Raw genomic sequence first — 19,106 nt, 5'->3', positions numbered from 1 at the left:
AGCGTCGCGGCCCGCCCACAACTTCCCCATCAAAGCCGGTGCCAGCTGGCACAGATTTGCACTTTCATGCGGGCAAGCCCTCTGCCGCCGACCTCGGCATCGCGCATATCGTCTATAACAACGCAATCGCCAATAGCACGGGGCTGATGGATCAAGGCCCCGGCACAGACAGCAGTCTCGCCCCCATCCGGGTCGACAACGGTAAGCCTCATGTCCGATCAACCAAGCAACGAGATCAGCGAGAGTCCTGGCGATGACGATGTGCTTGAGTTCCTGGAAGGTGACGACGCGCTTGCGACAACGGAGTTCAGCCATCCCTGGCGCGTGCTGATCGTCGACGACGACAGCGACGTCCACAAGGCCACCGAGCTGGCCATGCAAGGCCTCCAGATCGAAGGCCGCCCCCTGCAGTTTCTCCACGCCAGTTCGGCCGCGCAGGCGCGCGAGCTGATGTCGCGCGAGCGCGATCTGGCCGTCGTGCTGCTCGACGTGGTGATGGAGAGCGAAGATGCAGGCCTGCAGCTGGTGCGCTGCATCCGCCACGAGCTCGACCAGCATGCGGTGCGCATCGTGCTGCGCACCGGCCAGCCGGGCTACGCGCCCGAGATCGAGACGGTCCGCGCGTTCGACATCAACGACTACAAGACCAAGTCCGAGCTGACCCGCACGCGGCTCTACACGGTGCTCACGGCCGCCATCCGCTCCTACCGCCAGATCCAGGCGCTGGAGTCGGCGCGCCATGGCCTCGAGATGATCGTGCAGGCCAGCACCGAGCTGAGCCGGTTGCGCGGCCTCGCTCATTTCGCCGATGGCGTGCTCGCCCAGCTCTGCCATGTGCTGGGTGTCTTGCCGGCCGGCCTAGTCTGTGCCCAGATGAACGACGACGCACAGGGCCCCTGGCGCGTGGTGGCGGCCGCCGGCCCCTATGCGAGCCTGGTCGACTGCGCGCTCGCGGCCGTGCCCATTGCCGAGGTGCGCGAGCGCGTGCAGCTGTGCATCAGCCAGCGCGAGACCCTGGAAGGCGACAACCTGTGCCTGTACTTTGGCGGCCCGAGCAGCCGCGGCATGGTGGCCCTGATCGCCCTGCCCCGCCAACTCGACCAGGTCGAGCGCCAGCTCCTGCGCGCCTTCTCGGCCAACATCGTCACCGGCCTCGAGAACGTGCTGCTCTACGGCCAGCTGCTGGACCAGGCCTACAACGATCAGCTGCTGCGCCTGCCCAACCGCACGCGCTTCATCGAGCTGATGGAGCGCAACCTCAAGGACCCGGTGGGCATCTGCCTGGCCCTGATCGACATCGACGACTTCTCCGACATCAACGACGCCTTCGGCCACCATTTCGGCGACATGGTCCTGCAGGCCGTGGTGGCCCGGATGTCGGCCGAGCTGGGGCTCAACACCTCGATGGCCCGCGTGGCGGCCGATGCCTTCGGCCTGATGGGCCCGGAAGACACGGTCAATGGCGAGGCCATCACCGCCGTCTTCGTCGAGCCCTTCGAGGTCGATGGCGAGCGGCTGCAGCTCTCGGCCACCACCGGCCTGGTGCGGCTGTCCGAGTCCTCCTCGGTCGGCTCCGAGCTGCTGCTCGATGCCCAGATCGCGCTGAAGCGCGCCAAGCAGCAGCACCGTGGCAGCTCGCAATACTTCTCGCCGGCCATGGGCACCGATGCGCGCGAGCGCTTCAAGCTGCTCAAGGGCCTGCGCGCCGGTTTCGAGGACAACCGCCTCTTCGTGGTCTACCAGCCCCAGGTCGACATGGCCAGCGGCCGCGCTCTCGGTGCCGAGGCCTTGCTGCGCTGGCGCACCGAAGACGGCAAGTTCGTGCCGCCCGACCAGTTCATCCCGCTGGCCGAGCAGAGCGGCCTGATCGTCTCCATCGGCGAGTTTGTCCTTCGCACCGCCTGCCACCAGCTGAAGCGGCTGGAGGAGCAGGGCTGGAGCGACTTCCGCATGTGCGTGAACATCTCGCTCGCCCAGTTCCGCCACCCCGGTTTTGTGGACACGCTGAACGCCGCGCTGCGCGACACCGAGGTCAATCCGAACAACCTGGAGCTCGAGATCACCGAGTCCATGGCCATGGAAGACGCCGATCTGGTGATGGGCCTGCTCGCCGCCATCAAGCGCACCGGCGCCACCGTGGCGATCGACGATTTCGGCACCGGCTTCTCGTCCTTGAGCCAGCTGCGCCAGCTGGAAGTCGACCGGCTCAAGATCGACCGCGCCTTCGTGCGCGAGGCCCAGGTTTCCAGCGCCGGCTCGACGATTGCGCAGATGGTCATCAACCTGGGCCGCAGCCTCGGCTTGCGTGTGATCGCCGAGGGCATAGAAACCGAAGAACAACGCCAGCAGCTGCTGGCCCTGGGCTGCCTGGAGGGGCAGGGCTACCTGTTTGCGCGCCCCATGCCGGTCGATCAGCTGGAGCGCTGGTTGCGCAAAGAGCCGCTTCTTTGAGCGCCGTGCGAAGTTCACGACTCCGGGCTGCCCGGCTGGCCGGGAGCCCCAACGGCTGTGGCTTGTCACTGCTTTTGGGTGCGAGCCACGGCATGCGGCCTTTGACAATTCCTTGTTAACCCAACTGCGCGGACCCTGACTTGTCTCTCTTTGGTCGCCAACGACAACATCCCGGCTGGGTCGCCCTCGCGCCCGGCCACGGCATTGCCCGCCTGGCTTGCGTAGAAAGCAGGTCCGGCCGGCCGCCCCGGCTGCTGTGGGTCGCGGAGCAAGACTTCGCCGATGCGGCCGCCGGCCTGCGCGCACTCAAGTCCGGCCGTGAGCTGCACCAGCGCCGCATCGTCGCCGTGCTGGAGCGTGGCCAGTACCAGGTCGTCACCATGGAAGCCCCCGACGTGCCGCGCGCCGACTGGAAAGACGCCACGCGCTGGCTGCTGCAGGAGCGGGTCGATTTCCCGGTCGACACGGCCGCGCTCGATGTGCTTGAGATCCCCGCCGATGCCGCCCAACGCCGCAAGCCGGGTCTGATCGCCGTGGCCGCGCCGCGCGCGCAGTTGCAACCGCTGGTGCTGCAAGCCAGCCAGGCCGGCACGCCCTTCGCCGCCATCGACGTGGCCGAGACCGCGCTGCGCAACATCTCGGGCCTGCTGGAAGAACCCGGCCGCGGCCAGGCCCTCCTGCATGTGGGCGAGAGCCACAGCAGCCTCGTGGTCACGGCCGGTGGCGAGCTGCTGCTGTCGCGCCAGATGGATGCCAACCTGGCCAGCCTGACACACGCCGACCCCGACCTGCGCCAGCAGGCCTTCGAGCGCACCAGCCTTGAGCTGCAGCGCACGCTGGACGGCTTCGAGCGCAGCTTCACCCATGTCAGCCTGTCGCGCGTGCTGGTGGCACCGGGCCAGTTGCTGGAAGACTTCATGGCCTATGTGCGCGAGCTGCTCTACGTGCCGGTGCAGGCGCTGGAACTGGGCCAGGCCCTGGACCTCGCCGCCGCACCTGAGCTGGTTGCAGATCCCTTGCAGCTGGCGCAGTACCTGGTCGCCATCGGCGCCTGCCTGCGGGGTGAAGAGGCATGAGCGTTCAACACCTCAACCTGCTCGATGCAAGCCTGCTGCCACCGAAGGCGCGCTACACCGCCAGCCAGGGCGCAGCGTTGCTGGCCGTGCTGGCCCTCGCCCTCGGGGTGACCGGCCTCGCTCTGCGCTGGGCCGCTGCCGGCCAGGCCCGCGAGGCCCTCGCCCTGCAGCAAAGCCTGACCGGACTGCAGACCCAGCTGAACACGCCCCTGCCACTGCAAGCCACGGCCGACAACCAGGCCCGCCAGCTCACGGCGCTGCGCCAGGAAGAGGCCGCGCTGCAGCAGTTGCAGAAGGCGCTGGACGGCGGCGGCGTGGGCCGCACCGAGGGCTATGCCGACTACCTGCTGGCCCTGTCGCGCCAGAGTGCGCGCGGCGGCAACGCGCTGTGGATCACCGGCTTCAAGGTGATGCCCGATGGCCAGCTGGAACTGCAGGGCCGCATGAACGATGCCCGCGCCCTACCCGACTACCTGCGCCGCCTGAACGAGGAGCCGTTGTTCCGGGGCCGCAGCTTTGCCCAGCTGAGCGTCAAGGCCGGCGATTCCTTCAGCGAATTCCTGCTGCTGGCCTCGGCAGGCGCCGGTGAAGGAGCCAAGCCATGAACGGCCAACTGAAAGCCTGGCGCGAACGCTTCGATGCGCAGCCGCTGCGCATGCGCCAGCTGATGCTGGGCGCGGCCGCTGCCGTGCTGCTGCTGCTGGCCGACAGCTTCTGGCTGACACCCGCCTACCGCGAGTGGAAGACCCAGACGGAACAGCACCGCCTGGCCGGGCAGACCGCCGCCCAGTTGCGCGAAACCTCGGCACAGCGCCAGCGTCAGCTGGAGGAGCTGGTGCAAGGCCAGCGCCGCGAGTTGCAGGACTGGCAGCAGCGCCTGCGCACGGCCGAAGAGAAGCTGGCCCAGCGCGGCGGCCAGTTGGTGCATGCCAACGAGATGGTCGGCGTCCTCGACGCCGTGATACGCCAGAACGCCGGCCTCAAGCTGCGCAGCATGCAGAACCTGCCGCGCACGGAGCTGAACGCCGAGGCTGCCGGCAAGGGCGGCGCCCCGCTCTACCGCCATGGCGTGGAGCTGGTGGTCGAAGGCAGCTATGCCGAGCTGCTGGCCTATGTGCAGGCGCTGCAGGCCCTGCCGCAACGCCTGCTGTGGGGTGGCATGAGCCTCAATGCCGAACAGCATCCGCGCCTCGCGCTGACGCTGCGCGTCTACACACTGAGCCAGGACAAGCAATGGCTGGAACTCTGATGACAAGGCTGGCCCTGCTGTCCCTGCTGCTGGCCGGCACAGCAGCCTGGGCTCAGCCCCAGCTGGCCGACCCGACCCGCCCGCCCGCCGCCCTGGCCGCCAGCGCGCCGGCCTCCGCCGCACGGCCGGCCTCCGCGCCCGCGCCCAAACCCCCCGAGCTGCAGGCCCTGCGCCTGGGCCGCGAACTGCCGCCGCTTGCGCTGGTCGACGACAAGCTGGTGCGCGTCGGCGACCGCGTCGGCGAAGCCAGCGTGCTGGCCATCAGCGAGGACGGCGTGCTGCTGCGCGTCGGCCGCGGCCCCGATCAATGGCTACGACTGAATCCCGGTGTCCGCAAATCGAGCGCCACCAAGGAGAAGCAATGAAGAACAAGACAAGACTGCTGAGCGCCGCCCTGGCCCTGAGTCTGCTGGCCACCAGCCTGCAAGCCCTGGCCGCTGATCCCGAGCCGCGCTTCGACCTCGCCGTCAGCAACGCACCGGCCGCCCAGGTGTTCTCGCAATTGGGCGCCGGCACGGGCTACAACCTGCTGATCTCGCCCGAGCTGGGCGGCCAGGTTTCGATCACCCTGCGCGACACCACGGTGCTGGAGGCGCTGGAAAGCCTGCGTGAGCTCTATGGCTACGACTTCCGCGTGGTCGGCAAGCGCATCTTTGTGCAGCCGAACACGGTGCAGACGCGCCTCTTCAAGATCAACTACCTGCCCGGCCGTCGCCAGGGCGCGAGCGACCTGCGCGTCACCTCCAGCGCCATCACCTCGGCCCAGACCGGCCAGCAGGGCCAGCAAGGCAACAACCAACAACAGCAGCAAGGCAATTCGCAGAATGGGCAGAACGGCCAGAACGGCCAGCGTCAGGACGACAGCGCCCATGTGCGCACCACCTCCGATGCCGACTTCTGGCGCGAGGTGCAGAGCTCCTTGAACGCCCTGGTGGGCAATGCCGACAAGCGCAGCGTGGTGCTGAACCCGGCCGCCGGCGTGATCGTGGTGCGCGCCACGCCGCTGGAGCTGCGCCAGGTCGAGCAGTACCTGAAGGCCATCCAGCTGAGCATCGAACGCCAGGTGATGATCGAGGCCAAGATCATCGAGGTCGAGCTGAACGAGGACGCCCAGGCCGGCGTCAACTGGAACGCCTTCGCCAGCAGCCTGCTCGACGGCCGGCTGCGCGCCACCATAGGCGTGGGCGCGCCGGGCGTCACGCTCAACACCAATGGCGTGTTCACCGACGGCGCGGGCAACCAGGTCACGGCCGGCGGCACGGCCACCACCAATGCGGTCGGCAAGGGCTTCTATGGCCTCGCGCTGCAAACGCGCAACTTCAGCTCGCTCCTGAACTTCCTGGAGTCGCAGGGCAAGGCCCATGTGCTCTCCAGCCCGCGCATCGCCACGCTGAACAACCAGAAGGCCGTGCTCAAGGTCGGCACCGACGAGCTCTTCGTCACCGGCCTCACCACCACCACCACGCAGACCGGCAACAACGGCAACTCCGTCGCCTCGCCCTCGCTGATACTCACGCCCTTCTTCAGCGGCATCGCGCTCGACGTGACACCGCAGATCGACGACGAAGGCAATGTGATGCTGCACGTGCATCCGGCCATCAGCACGGTGACCGAGCGCACCAAGAACCTGGACCTCGGCACGCTCGGCGCCTACCGGCTACCGCTGGCCTCGTCCTCGGTCAACGAGACCGATTCCATCGTGCGCGTGCGCGACGGCCAGATCGTGGCCATCGGCGGCCTGATGCAGCAGATCACCAGCACCGACCGCAGCGGCATGCCCGGCATCTCAAAGATCCCGCTGATCGGCGGCCTGTTCCGCCAGAGCGCCGACGTCAACAAGAAGCGCGAGCTGGTGATCCTGATGAAGCCCACCATCATCGCGGCCGACGGCAGCACCTGGCCCGAGGCGCCGCAGCTCACGCCCGCCACGCCCCGGACCGAGTAAGCGAGAGAACCCCGCCATGCCGCGTCCCGAACGAGTCCGCCTCGGCGACCTGCTGGTCCAGCAGGCGCTGATCACGGCCCAGCAGCTCGACGAGGCGCTGGCGGCCCAGCGCAGCAGCGGCCGCAAGCTGGGCCGCGTCATCATCGACAACGGCTGGGTCACCGAGGAGCAGATCGCCCAGGCCCTGGGCAAGCAGCTGCGCATTCCCTTCGTCGACCTGGCGCGCCGCACCGTGCGGCCCGAGATCGCCCGCCTGTTGCCCGAAGTGCAGGCCCGCCGCCTGCGCGCCCTGCCCTTGCAGGAAAGCGGCGGCATCGTGATGGTCGGCATGGCCGACCCGAGCGACATCAATGCCTACGACGAGCTCAGCCGCCTGCTCAAACGCGAGTTCGACCTCGTGGTCGTGGCCGAGACACCGCTGCTGGCCGCCATGGACGCGGCCTACCAGGGTGCCGGCGAGATCGCTGGCCTCGCCAAGCAGCTGGGTACCGAGCTGGCCAGCGTCGAGGTGGACCTCGGCGACCTGCTGGGGCTGAACGCAACCGCCGCCGAAGACGCGCCGGTCGTGCGCCTCTTGCTCTCGATGTTCGAGGAGGCGCTGCGCGTGCGCGCGTCAGACATCCACATCGAGCCGCAGGAAAAGCACCTGCGCATCCGTTACCGCATCGACGGCGTGCTGCATGTGCAGACCGAGGCCGACCCCAAGATCGCCGGCGCTGTGGCGCTGCGGCTGAAGCTGATGTCGGGCCTCGACATCTCCGAGCGCCGCCTGCCGCAGGATGGCCGCTTTGCGGTCAAGCTCAAAAGCGGCGCGGTCGACGTGCGCCTCTCGACCATGCCCACGCAGTACGGCGAGTCCGTCGTCATGCGCTTGCTCAGCCAGAGCGGCGGCCTCTTGAGCCTGCCGGCGCTGAACCTGCCGCCGCATGTGGCGCAGGCCATCCACCGGGCCATCCACAAACCCAGCGGCATGGTGCTGGTCACCGGCCCCACCGGCAGCGGCAAGACCACCACGCTGTACGCGGCGCTGAACGAGCTCAACAGCACCGGCCGCAAGATCATCACCGTCGAAGACCCGGTGGAGTACCGCCTGCCCGGCATCAACCAGGTGCAGGTGATGGACAAGATTGACCTGAGCTTCGGCCGCGTGCTGCGCGCAGCGCTGCGCCAGGACCCGGACATCATCCTGGTCGGCGAAATGCGCGACCTCGAGACGGCCGAGATCGGCCTGCGCGCGGCCATGACGGGCCACATGGTGCTGTCCACGCTGCACACCAACGACGCCGCCTCCACACCGGTGCGCCTGATCGACATGGGCGTGCCCCACTTCATGGTCGCCACCTCGCTGCAGCTGGTGCTGGCCCAGCGTCTGGTGCGCGTGCTGTGCGCCCACTGCGCTCAGCCTTACCAGCCCGATGCGCACGAAGCAGCCTGGCTGCGCGCGCTGTCCGGCGGCGTCGAGCCCGACACCAGCGGCCTGCGCCACAGCCCCGGCTGCGCCAAGTGCAACCACACGGGCCACACCGGCCGCATGGGCGTCTACGAGTTCCTGGAGATGGACCGCGAGATGATCCAGGCGGTCAACCTCGAGGATCCGAACCGCGTGGCCGACGTGGCCCGCCACCAGATGCAGGGCCGCACGCTGGCCAAGGAAGCGCTGGCCCTGGCCCTGGCCGGTCGCACCACGGTGGCGGACGCGATGAGCGTCTCCAGCCAGATCGACTGAGGGCTGAGCCCGCAAGCCGATGCCGCATTTCGCCTACACCGCCCGCAACGGCGCTGATGCCATCAGCGGCGTGCTGGAGGCTGCGAACCCGGGCGAGGTGGCCGAGCTGCTGCGCGGCCGCGGCCACCTGCCGGTCAGCATCAAGCCGACCGGCAAGCCGGCCGGCAGCGAGGCCCTGAGCCTGCCGAAGCTGTTCGAGCGCTGGACGCTGCCGGCCGTCGGCACCGTCGACCTGATGCTGATGAGCCGCCAGCTGCACACGCTCTTGCGCTCGGGCGTGCCCATCCTGCGCGCGCTGGCCGGCCTGCAGGACTCAGCCACCCACCTGCGCCTCAAGGCCACCCTGCTGGCCCTGCGCCAGAGCCTGGAATCGGGCATCGATTTCTCTACCTCGCTGGCCCAGCACCCCTCGGTGTTCAGCGGTTTCTACGTGGCCCTGGTGCGCGTGGGCGAAATGACCGGCCGGCTCGACGAGGTGCTCCTGCGCCTCTACAGCCACCTGGAGTTCGAGCTCTTCATGAGCCAGCAGGTCAAGGCCGCGCTGCGCTATCCGATGTTCGTCGGCATCGCCATGGCCATCGCCATCGGTGTGATCAATGTGATGGTGATCCCGGCCTTTGCCGGCGTGTTCAAGAGCTTCAATGCCGAGCTGCCGCTGGCCACCCGCCTGTTGCTCGGCACCTCGGAATTCACGATCAAGTACGGCTGGCTGCTGGCCCTGGCCGCCGTGGCCGGCTTCTTCCTTTGGCAGCGCTGGACGGCCACCGAGCTCGGCCGCCTCTGGTGGGACGAGAAGAAGCTCCGCCTGCCCCTGGCCGGCAAGATCGTCAAGAAGGGCATGCTGGCCCGCATGACGCGCTCGCTCAGCCTCTCGCTGAAAGCCGGCGTGCCGGTGGAGCAGGCGCTCACGGTCGTGGCCCAGACGGTGGACAACAAGTTCATGCAGGGCAAGGTCGAGAAGATGCGCGAGAGTGTCGAGCGCGGCGACTCCATCCTGCGCGCGGCGGCGGCGAGCGGCGTGTTCACGCCGGTGGTGCTGCAAATGATTGCCGTCGGCGAGGAAACCGGCGCGCTGGACGAGCTGCTCGACGAAGTCGGCACGCTCTACAGCAACGAGGTGCAGTACGAGCTCAAGACGCTGGGGCAGCAGATCGAGCCCATCCTGATCGTCTTCCTCGGTGTGCTGGTGCTGATCCTGGCGCTCGGCGTGTTCCTGCCGATCTGGGACCTGGGCCGGGTGGCCATGAAGCGCTGAGAGGGCGCCAAGCAGGGCGTCATGGTCAAAGTTCACGCCCACCGGTTCAAGCTGCCGCCAGGGCGGCCGACAACAGGGCTGTGCGTTGCGCGCCCGCCATGGCCCGCAGCTTACAAATTGAGAACAAGTGCCGGCCGGCCGGCTTTTGCGGGCCAGCGTGGCACAGCGAAGCTGGAATTTGCCATCATCACCCTCGTGACAGCGCTCCTGATCTGCATCGCCCTGGCCCGACTTGGAGAGTTAGGCGGGCAGGGTCAGCGGGTCAGTCAGGAGTTCAAACAATCGCAAGAGCGCGCCGCCTCGGCGCTTGAGCAAGCCGCCTGCGCCACGGCGCCGGCATCCAAACAGACGCCCGCCTGCGGCGTCGTGAAGAAAGAAGGAGTCGTGCCATGAAGTCTCTGAAGAAGCGTTCGGCCCAAGCGGGCTTCACGATGATCGAACTGATCGTCGTCATCGTCATCCTCGGCGTGCTGGCGGCCACCGCCCTGCCGAAGTTCTTCGATCTGGGCTCGGAAGCCAGGGCGGCCGCACTGCAAGGCGTGGTCGGCGCGTCCAACAGTGCGATGTCCTTGAACTTCGGCTCCTGTGCCATCGCCAACCACGCCCCGGGCGCCAAGTGCATCAAGGTCGCCAATTGCTCCGACGTCAAAGACGTGCTGCAAGGCGGCGTGCCTGACGGCTATACCGTGACGGCTGCCGCCATCGGCGCGGGCACTGCCGGCAGCAACGGCGTCAACGCGACCTGCACGGTGACCCAGACCGGCACCACGGGCGCTGCAGGCACCGCGACATTCACCGGCATTTCGGCCGGCAACGGCGCCTGAGCCAGGCGAGCCGGACCAGTGCGGTGATCTTGCTGGTCCGCCGCTGCGCGGCCGCCCTGCTGCTGCTTGCCGCCGCAGTACCGGCCGCCGCCCAGACCTATTCCAGCGGCTCGACGACCTTCAGCTGGATCGACGCGAGCGGCCACAGCAAGGTCGGCCACAACACCACGCCCTACAAGTTCGTGGCTGCCAGCGGTTGCGGCACCACGCCGCCCGTCCTCGATGACACACTGGCCGGCCCCATCCCCATCGGCTTCACGTTCCGCTTCGGCACGACGGACTACACCAGCCTGTACGTGATGAGCAATGGCCGGCTGCAGTTCGGCAACGTGACCTGCGGCTCGGGCACCAACAGCATCGGCCCGCCGCAGACCTATACCTACGGATACCCGAACGCGTCGATGAACGCGACGATGAAGGTGTTCGGCGTGGACCTGGACCACACCAACCTGGTCGACAAGCCCAACTACCCATCGGCCTCTAGCAAAACGCCCTGCACCAGCGCCAGCAGCTGCTATGTGGCCGTGGCCACGCTGGGCACGGCGCCCTCGCGCCAGTTCGTCGTGACCTGGAAGAACGTGCCCGAATGGGTGAGCGCCAGCAACACCAGCGGCAGCTTTGACCTGCAAGTCATCCTCAACGAGGACGGCAGCTTCGTCTACCAGTACGGCGTGATCAGCCATGGCGGCACCGGCACCGCGCAGATCGGCTGGCAGCTCACGAGCAGCGACTACCAGGTGCTCAGCTTCGGTGCCGCGACCGAACCTGCGCCAAACAGCGCCATCAAGTTCTACCTGCCCAAGCCCATCGCCAGCTACTACATGGACGAAGCGGCCTGGGCGGCCGGCGTCAGCGGCCAGGTGCCCGACAGCAGCGGCAGCCGGCCCGGCAGCACGCTGGGCGCCGTGAACTCGGTGGCCGGCAAGCTCTGCCGCGCCGCTTCCATCCCGGCCAACTCCAGCAGCACGGTCGATGCGATCAAGACCGGCGTGCGCGTTGCCGATTCGGCACTGAACCTGCAGGGCGCGGGCACCGTGGCCTTCTGGTACCGCTCCAATGCGGCCTGGAGCGGCGCCGGCGCGGCCGACGCCCAACTGCTCGACGGCTCGGGGCCCAGCGGCGAATGGTTCTACCTGAACAAGAAGGCAAGCGGCCAGCTGTACTTCGTGATCAAGGACAGCACCGGCAGCCTGCGCAGCGTCAACACCTCGGCACTTTCCATTGCCGCCAACACCTGGACGCACATCGCCGTCAGCTGGGACTTCAACGGCGCCGCCGGCAGCAACCAGGACAAGCTGCAGATCATCGTCAACGGTGGCACGGCCACGAGCAGCGCCTTCACCTCCTCGGGCACGGTCAGCACCGCGACCGACTACCTCCATCTCGGCGACAACCCGCTCGGCGTGGCCGACACCAATGGCACGCTGAACTCCGCCAATGGCCTGATCGACGAGATCAACATCTACAACTACGTGCTGACCAGCGCCCAGGTGACCACGCTGATGGCCGCGACGCGCAGCTGCGCCAGCTACACACTCGACCACCTCGAGATCCAGTACAGCGGCAGCAATGGCCTGACCTGCGCCCCAAGCACCATCACCATCCGCGCCTGCCAGAACGCCAGCTGCTCGGCGCTCTACACCAGCGGCATCAGCGGCACGCTGACGGCCGGCGGCACCAGCAGCGTGACCTGGGACAGCAGCAGCGGCAATGCCGCCGGCGCCGGCTTCACGATTCCCAACGGCAGCAGCTCGGTCACCAAGCGCTTTCAGGGCAGCACGGCGGGCTTTGTGGACATCGGCCTGACCGGGCTCTCGCCCAGCCCCACCGGCACGAACAGCTGCAACTTCGGCTCGCCGAGCTGCCGCATCAACGTGGTCAATGTGGGCTTTGCCTTCGACGTGCCCGACCATGTGGCCGAGACCAGCCAGGCGGTCAGCATCTCCTCGCTCAGCAGCGCGGGCGGCAGCTGCGCTGCGGCACTGGCCAACACCACGCGAACGGTGCGCTTCACCTGCAGCTATGACGACCCCGGCAATGGCACGCTGCCGATACGTCTGGGCGGCAAGGCCCTGAATTCGGGCAACAGCAGCAGCGCCAAGTGCGACGGCACGGGCCAGACGCTGAGCCTGGCCTTCAATGCCAGCGGCGTTGCCACGGTTGCGCTGCAATACGCCGACGTGGGCCGCGTCACGCTGAACGCCAGCTACACGGGCTCGGCCGCCACCGGTGATGCCGGCGTCACCATGACGGGCAGCGACGGCTTCGTCGCCGCGCCGGCCAGCTTCGGTGTCAGCCTGTTGACGGCCACTCCGATCAAGGCCGGCAACCCCTTCTCCACCAGCTACACGGCGCTGAACAGCGCGGGCGCGGCCACGCCCAACTTCGGCCTGGAGTCGGGTGCCAGGACGCTGCTGCAGACCAAGAGCCACGCCCAGCCCACGGGTTTTGGCTACAGCGTGGGCATCATCAACGACGGCAGCCTCAGCAGCTTCAGCGGGGGTAGCGCCACGGCCACCAACATGAGCTGGACCGAGGTCGGACGCATCAACCTGGGCATGACGCTCAGCAACTACCTGGGCAGCGGCCTCGGGGCCACCGGCAGCGCCAGCGCGGTCGGGCCCTTCATTCCGCATCACTTCGTCGTCGACGTGCAGCACCCCACAAGCTGCACGGCACCGTTCACCTACTCGGGCCAGCCGATCTTCCAGGTCAAGGTGACCGCCCAGAACCTGGCGGGCCAGACCACCGTCAACTACGACGGTGTGGGCGGTGCCAGTGGCATGTCGCCGAGCTTCGCCAAGGCGTTCACGCTCAGCGATGCGAACACGGCGAGCCCGCTGGCGGGCACGCTGTCGCCGACCAGCTTTGCGGCCAGCAATTTCGCCAGCGGCGTGGCCACGCTGAACAAGGCCGTCACCTTCACGTTCACGACCAAGCTGACCGCCGCCGGCCTGCTGGGCTTGCGGGCCGTCGACGCCGACGGCATCAGCTCGGCCGGCTTCACCGAAGGCAGCACCAGCGAGCGCAGCGGCCGGCTGCGGCTCTCGAATGCCTTCGGCTCCAAGAGCAGTTCCTTGCCCTTGGCCGTGGAAGCCCAGTACTGGAGCGGCAAGGCCTGGATCAAGAATGCCCAGGACAGTTGCACCAGCATTCCAGCCGCCGCCATCGCCCTGTTCAACAAGCAGCTGGGCGCCCCGCCACCGCCGCCACCGGCCTCCCCGCCCAACCCCGACACGGTGCTGAACAACACGGTGTCGGCGGCCGTGGCGATCAGCGGCGGCGCCGGCACGCTCACGCTCTCCGCCGCCAGCCCGGCGGTCGCCGGCAGCCTGGACCTGGCGATCAACCTCGGCAGTGGCACGGCCGTCGACAAGGCCTGCAGCAGCGCCACGCGCTCTGCCACCACCGGCGCCGCCCTGCCCTGGCTGCGTTCGCAGTACGGCAGCGCCGGTGGCTGCGGCACGGCCTGGGACCGCGACCCCAGCGCGCGGGCCAGCTTCGGCATCTTCTCGCCCGAAACCAAGAAGAGCATCCATGCGCGCGAGATTTTCTGAGCAGGGCTTCACGCTGCCGGAACTGGTGCTGGTGATGATCATCGTCGGCGTGCTGGCCGTCGTCGCCCTGCCGCGCCTGCAGAGCACGGTGGGCTTCGATGACGAGGCCTGGCACCAGGACGTGGTCTCGGCGCTGCGCCACGGCCACCACACGGCGGTGGCGGCGCGGCGCCTGGTCTGCGCCACGGTGAGTACCGGCGCGGTGACGCTCAGCATCGCCGGCGCCAACCCGGCCAGCAGCTGCAGCGCCAATCTGCCCGGCTACAAGGGCGGCGCCAACTACACGGCCAGCAGCAAGGCTCCCGCCACCAGCAGCGCCACGCTCTACTTTCAGCCCTCGGGCCGGGTCACCAGCGATGGCGCCGGCACGACGGCCAGCGACTTCACGATCACCATCAGCGGCCAAGCCAGCGTCAGCGTCATCGGGGAGACCGGCCATGTGGAATGAGCGAGGCAGGCGGCGCTCACGCGGCTTGGCGAACCGGAGTACCGGTTTCACGCTGCCCGAGATGCTGATGGTCATCGTGGTGCTGGGCGTGGGCCTGGCAGGCGTGCTGATCGCCTTCTCCACCGTGGGCCGGGGCTCTGCCGACCCCGTGCTGCAAAAGCAGATGCTGAGCATTGCCGAGGAGATGATGGAGGAGATCCAGCTGCGGCCCTATGTGTCGGTCGCCAATGCCGCTCCGTCCGGCTGCGCGCGCAACACCTTCAACGACATCCAGGACTACAACGGCTACCAGACGACCAACAAGATCTGCGCGATCGACGGCACGGCCATCCCGGCCCTCAGCAGCTACTCGGTGGCCGTGGGCATGCAGCCCACCACGGTGTCGGGAGTCAGCATGATGATGATCTCGGTCACCGTGCGGCAGGCCGGTCAAAGCCTGACCCTCTTTGGCTATCGCAGCAACTACGCGTCATGAGCATGCCCCGACCGAGCGGCCAGCGCGGCTTCACCCTGATCGAGATGGTGATCGTGATCGTGATCACCGGCGTGATTGCGGTCGCCCTGGCCCTGTTCCTGCGTCCGGCGCTGGACACCTACCTCAGCAGCCGATCGCGCGCGGCCCTGGCCGACGACGCCGACACCGCGCTGCGCCGCCTGTTGCGCGACGTGCGCTCGGCGGTGCCGAACTCGGTGCGCATCCCGAATGACCAATGCCTGGAGTTGGTGCCCACCATTGCCGGTGGCCGGCTGCGCATGGGGCCCGACCTCAGCTTCGACAGCAATGCCGGCTGCTCCCCCAGCTCGACCTGTGCCGCCGGCCTGGACACCAGCCAGCCCAGCAGCACGCTCGACGTGCTGACGCCCTTCACCACCCTGCCCTCGGTGGGCGACTTCCTGGTGCTCGGCAACCAGAATGCCAACGATGTCTACAGTGGCGCCAACCGTGCCGCGCTCACCGGCATCAGCACGCCGGCCGCCACGCAGGGCAAGCACCGCCTGAGCATCGCCTCGACCCAGTTTCCGCCCGGTTTCGACAGCGGCCGCTTCAGCGTCGTCGCGGCCTCCGAGAAAGCAGTGTTCTATGTCTGCAATGGCGGCTCGCTGTGGCGGCTCTCGAACTACGGCTTCAACGCCGCCTACCCGTCCAGCTGTCCAGCCGTTGCCGGCGCCAAGCGCGTGGCCAGCGGCCTGTCCAGCTGCAGCTTCGTCTATGACCCCAACCCCGGCGCCTCGCCGCAGTTCGGCTATGTCTGGGTGCAGCTCAAGCTGACGCGCAGCGGCGAGGACAGCACCGTCACCGGCGGCGCTCATGTGGTGAACGCCCCATGAAAAAGCAACTCCAACAGCAAAACGGCCTCGGCGCGGTGGCGGTGCTGATCGTGCTGGTCGTGCTGGCCGGCCTGGCGGCGGCGATCGTGCGGCTTTCCAGCAGCGCGGCCCAGGCCAGCGCCCTGGACGTGACGGCGTCCCGCGCGCTGCAGGCCGCGCAGGCCGGCACGCAGTGGGGCCTGTACCAGGCGCTCAAGGGCACATGGACCACCTGCGCCAACCTGAGCCAGACGCTGGACTTCAGCAGCGCACTGGGCATGCGCGTCACCGTCACCTGCAATTCCAGCCTCTACAACGAGGGCGAGAACCCGGCGAGCCCCGGCACGGCCAAGACGCTGCGGGTCTACACGATAGACGCCATCGCCTGCAATTCCACGGCCTGCCCGGACAACAGCCGCGCCCTCGCGCCCGGCTATGTGGAGCGGCGCAAGGTGGTGCAGGTCAGCGACAGCTAGCTAGTCGGCTGCCGCAGCGGCCGCCGGCCCGCGGCCCGCCACCACCACCCGATCACGGCCGCCGCGCTTGGCCACATAGAGCGCCGCATCGGCGGCCTCGATCAGGGCCTGCGGCTTGTCGCCATGGGCCGGATAGAAGGCCAGGCCCAGCGAGGCCGTCAGCTTGCCGAGCGAGCGGCCGGCATGGCTGAGCTGCAGCGCCCGCACGGCCTCCAGCAGCTCCTCGGCCCGGCGCAGGGCCAGTTCGGGGTCCAGCTCGGTCAAGAGCACGACGAACTCCTCGCCCCCGAAGCGGCAGACCACGTCGCTCTCGCGCACGCGCGACTCCAGCGCCCTGGCAACCTGCTGCAGAACCAGGTCGCCGGCCTCATGGCCATGCTGGTCGTTGAACTGCTTGAAGTGGTCCACGTCGACCAGGGCCAGCGCATGGCCGCCCTGCTTGCGACTGGCCCGCGCCAGCTCGCGGCGCAGCGCCTCGTCGAGGAAGCGGCGGTTGTAGAGGCCGGTGAGCGGGTCGCGGATCGATTGCAGGCGCAGCGTCTCGCGCAGCCGGATGTTGGCGAGCGCGAGGCCGGTCTGCTCGGCCAGGGCCACGGCCAGGCGCTGGCGCATGTCGCGCTGCTCGGCTTCCGGCGCCGAGGCGCGGTGCAGTATCAAGAGCAGGCCGAAGGTGTCGCCCTGGGCCATCAGCGGCAGGCAGGCACTGGCCAGGCCACTGCCGGCCAGGCGCAGGTGCGGGCAGCAGAGGTGCTGGCCTTCACCATTAGGCTGGTGCGGCCGGCCACGCCGCAGCGCCCAGCATTCATTGCTGTAGAAGCTGGCGTCGGCCTCGTCCAGGCGGCCCCAGTTCAGCTGCTCTTCCAGCAGCTCGCTGCCCTCGCCCAGCAGGTAGAGCGCACCGCCGCTCTCGGGGAAGAGGCGCGGGCCGTAGCGGCGCAGGCAGTCGTAGGCTTCCTGCGGCGTTTCACAGGCCTGCAGGAAGGACGAGAGCTCGCCGAGCAGGCTGACCTCGCGGTAGGTCTGGCCGACGATGGCCAGGCTGCCCTCCAGCTTCTCGTTGGCTGAGCGCAGCGCGGCCTCGGCCTGCTTGCGCGCGGTGATGTCATGCGAGACCCACAGCGTGCCCTTGGACGGGTCGTCCGGGTCCATGGCCTTGGCATGGCTGCTGACCTCGATCAGCTGGCCGTCCTTGCGCATCAGCTGGTTTTCGCCGATCCAGGTCTCGCCCTTGTTCAGCGTCTCGTAGGCCCGTTGGCCGAAGGCTTCGTAATGCGCCTCCGTCGGGAACAGCAGGCGCGTGGACTGACCGGTGATCTCGCCGACCGCGTAGCCGAGCATCTGCTCGCTGCCCCGGTTGGAGCGCAGGATGTGGCGGTCGCGCACCAGCATGATGCCGGCATTGGTGTTGTCGAAGATGGCCTGCAGCTCGAACAAGGCCTGCTGCAGCGCCTGGTCGGCCTGCTTGCGCGCATCGATGTCCTCTGTGATGAAGATCGTGCCCTTGCTGTCGTCGTCCGGGTCGATGGACTTGGCGAGAACACGGCACCAGAGCAGGCTGCCATCCCGACGCTTCAGCTGCAGCTCGATATCCAGCCTTTCGCGTCGGTCGAACACCTTGTTGACCTTGACGACGAACTCCTCGAACGAGCCACGGTCCCGGTGCACCAAGTGGGTGGGCTTGCCCACCAGCTCGTGAGGCTGCCAGCCGAGCATCTCGCCGAAGCGCTCATTGCAATGAACGAAGTGCCGATCACGCGTGAAGGTGATACCGACCGAGGCGTTGTCCACGATGGCCTCGTACTCCAGCAGCAGTTGCTTGCGCTGAGCCTCGGCACGATGCCGCTCGGTGATCTCGATGCCGACCCAGATCGTGCCCTTGGACAGGTCCGAAGGGTCGATGGCCTTGCCATGGCTGCTGCACCAGATCTCGCTGCCGTCCTTGCGGCGCAGCGGTGCATCGGCCGAGAAACCCTGGCCCGAGGCGATGCAGGGTCCGGCGGCCCGGACGAAGGCCTGCCAGCGCTCGTCCGAGTCGAAGTACACCCGCGTCGACAAGCCCACGAGTTCGCCCGGGCCATAGCCGAGCAACTCTTCGGCGCGGCGGTTGCAGCGCCGGACGATCCGGTCCCCATCCACCACCAGGATGCCCACGGTCGCGTTGTCGAAGATGGCCCGCTGCTCCATCAGCGTGTGTTCCAGCTCGGCCGTGCGCTGCTCCACCAGGGCCTCCAGCTGCGACTGGTAGCGCGTGATCTCGTCGTGCTTGCGCTGGCGCTCGATGGCAATGCCGGCCAGCTGGGTGGCGACGGCGAGCAACTCCAGCTCGGCATGGCCGGGCGAGCGCACGTCCTTGTAGTACATCGCGAACGAACCCAGCACACGCTGCTCGGTCGAGAGGATGGGCGTGGACCAGCAGGCGCGAAAGCCCTCGCCCTCGATCAGGCCCTTGTAGGCCGTCCAGCGCGGGTCGCTGCAGATGTCGCTGACGATCACCGTCTGCTTGCGGGCCATCGCGCTGCCGCAGGAACCGGCGTCCGGGCCGATCGGATAGCCGTCGAGCGCCTGCAGATAGGCTGCCGGCATGCGCGGGCCGACGCCGGGCCGCACATGGATGCCGTCTTCGTCCAGCAGCAGGACCGTGCAATAAAGGCCCTCGGACTGGGCTTCGATCAGCAGGGCCAGGCGGATCAGCGTGTCGTGCAGCGGCGCGCCGCGCGCCATCATCTCGAGCAGCTGACCCTGGCCTGCATAGAACGACATCGGTGCCAGCGACATGGCGCCCTCCCCGGAG

At 68.2% G+C, this 19,106-nt stretch carries 16 protein-coding genes; 15 read left to right on the top strand and 1 reads right to left on the bottom strand.

The window, feature by feature from the left end; translation table 11 throughout:
* Positions 1-210 precede the first annotated feature (210 nt).
* The 15 genes from J7U46_RS18695 (at position 211) to J7U46_RS18625 (ending at position 16,315) form a co-directional block, all read left to right on the top strand.
* The gene (locus J7U46_RS18695) at positions 211-2,451 is read left to right on the top strand and encodes an EAL domain-containing protein (RefSeq protein ID WP_282828549.1); all 2,241 of its coding nucleotides are present in this window, start codon (positions 211-213) and stop codon (positions 2,449-2,451) included.
* Between the two features lie 140 nt (positions 2,452-2,591).
* Positions 2,592-3,527, top strand: coding sequence for a hypothetical protein (locus tag J7U46_RS18690; protein ID WP_282828547.1), 936 nt, complete (start codon positions 2,592-2,594; stop codon positions 3,525-3,527).
* Positions 3,524-4,132: a PilN domain-containing protein gene (locus J7U46_RS18685; protein WP_282828545.1), complete on the top strand. Its 609-nt coding sequence runs from the start codon at positions 3,524-3,526 to the stop codon at positions 4,130-4,132. Before J7U46_RS18690 ends, J7U46_RS18685 begins: the two co-directional genes overlap by 4 nt.
* Positions 4,129-4,776 (top strand): hypothetical protein, encoded by a 648-nt coding sequence (locus J7U46_RS18680; protein WP_282828543.1) that lies wholly within the window; start codon positions 4,129-4,131, stop codon positions 4,774-4,776. The genes J7U46_RS18685 and J7U46_RS18680 overlap by 4 nt, the downstream gene beginning before the upstream one ends.
* On the top strand, positions 4,761-5,141 hold the full coding sequence (locus J7U46_RS18675; RefSeq protein ID WP_282828540.1) for an MSHA biogenesis protein MshK: 381 nt from the start codon (positions 4,761-4,763) through the stop codon (positions 5,139-5,141). The genes J7U46_RS18680 and J7U46_RS18675 overlap by 16 nt, the downstream gene beginning before the upstream one ends.
* Positions 5,138-6,721: a pilus (MSHA type) biogenesis protein MshL gene (mshL, locus tag J7U46_RS18670; protein WP_282828538.1), complete on the top strand. Its 1,584-nt coding sequence runs from the start codon at positions 5,138-5,140 to the stop codon at positions 6,719-6,721. The genes J7U46_RS18675 and mshL overlap by 4 nt, the downstream gene beginning before the upstream one ends.
* Before the next feature lie 16 nt (positions 6,722-6,737).
* On the top strand, positions 6,738-8,447 hold the full coding sequence (locus tag J7U46_RS18665) for a GspE/PulE family protein (protein ID WP_282828535.1): 1,710 nt from the start codon (positions 6,738-6,740) through the stop codon (positions 8,445-8,447).
* A gap of 19 nt (positions 8,448-8,466) precedes the next feature.
* The gene (locus tag J7U46_RS18660) at positions 8,467-9,702 is read left to right on the top strand and encodes a type II secretion system F family protein (RefSeq protein WP_282828533.1); all 1,236 of its coding nucleotides are present in this window, start codon (positions 8,467-8,469) and stop codon (positions 9,700-9,702) included.
* Positions 9,703-9,723: 21 nt separating this feature from the next.
* Complete coding sequence (locus J7U46_RS18655) at positions 9,724-10,095, top strand: hypothetical protein (protein ID WP_282828531.1); 372 nt, start codon at positions 9,724-9,726, stop codon at positions 10,093-10,095.
* A complete protein-coding gene (locus J7U46_RS18650) occupies positions 10,092-10,526 on the top strand; it encodes a type II secretion system protein (RefSeq protein WP_282828529.1) in 435 nt (144 codons plus the stop codon). The genes J7U46_RS18655 and J7U46_RS18650 overlap by 4 nt, the downstream gene beginning before the upstream one ends.
* Positions 10,527-10,549: 23 nt before the next feature.
* On the top strand, positions 10,550-14,083 hold the full coding sequence (locus J7U46_RS18645; protein ID WP_282828527.1) for a LamG domain-containing protein: 3,534 nt from the start codon (positions 10,550-10,552) through the stop codon (positions 14,081-14,083).
* On the top strand, positions 14,064-14,531 hold the full coding sequence (locus J7U46_RS18640; protein WP_282828525.1) for a type II secretion system protein: 468 nt from the start codon (positions 14,064-14,066) through the stop codon (positions 14,529-14,531). Before J7U46_RS18645 ends, J7U46_RS18640 begins: the two co-directional genes overlap by 20 nt.
* Positions 14,521-15,006, top strand: coding sequence for a type II secretion system protein (locus tag J7U46_RS18635; protein ID WP_282828523.1), 486 nt, complete (start codon positions 14,521-14,523; stop codon positions 15,004-15,006). Before J7U46_RS18640 ends, J7U46_RS18635 begins: the two co-directional genes overlap by 11 nt.
* Positions 15,003-15,860: a prepilin-type N-terminal cleavage/methylation domain-containing protein gene (locus J7U46_RS18630; RefSeq protein WP_282828522.1), complete on the top strand. Its 858-nt coding sequence runs from the start codon at positions 15,003-15,005 to the stop codon at positions 15,858-15,860. Before J7U46_RS18635 ends, J7U46_RS18630 begins: the two co-directional genes overlap by 4 nt.
* The gene (locus tag J7U46_RS18625; protein WP_282828520.1) at positions 15,857-16,315 is read left to right on the top strand and encodes an MSHA biogenesis protein MshP; all 459 of its coding nucleotides are present in this window, start codon (positions 15,857-15,859) and stop codon (positions 16,313-16,315) included. The genes J7U46_RS18630 and J7U46_RS18625 overlap by 4 nt, the downstream gene beginning before the upstream one ends.
* Here the strand turns inward: J7U46_RS18625 and J7U46_RS18620 are convergent, their stop codons facing one another.
* Complete coding sequence (locus J7U46_RS18620) at positions 16,316-19,090, bottom strand: diguanylate cyclase (protein ID WP_282828518.1); 2,775 nt, start codon at positions 19,088-19,090, stop codon at positions 16,316-16,318.
* Positions 19,091-19,106 lie beyond the last annotated feature (16 nt).

Origin of the sequence: Pelomonas sp. V22, from assembly GCF_030014915.1 — a bacterium.
Classification (GTDB): Bacteria; Pseudomonadota; Gammaproteobacteria; order Burkholderiales; family Burkholderiaceae_C; genus JAUASW01.
The sequence above is the reverse complement of the archived record's forward strand: the minus strand, read 5'-3'. Positions and strand labels throughout refer to the sequence as shown.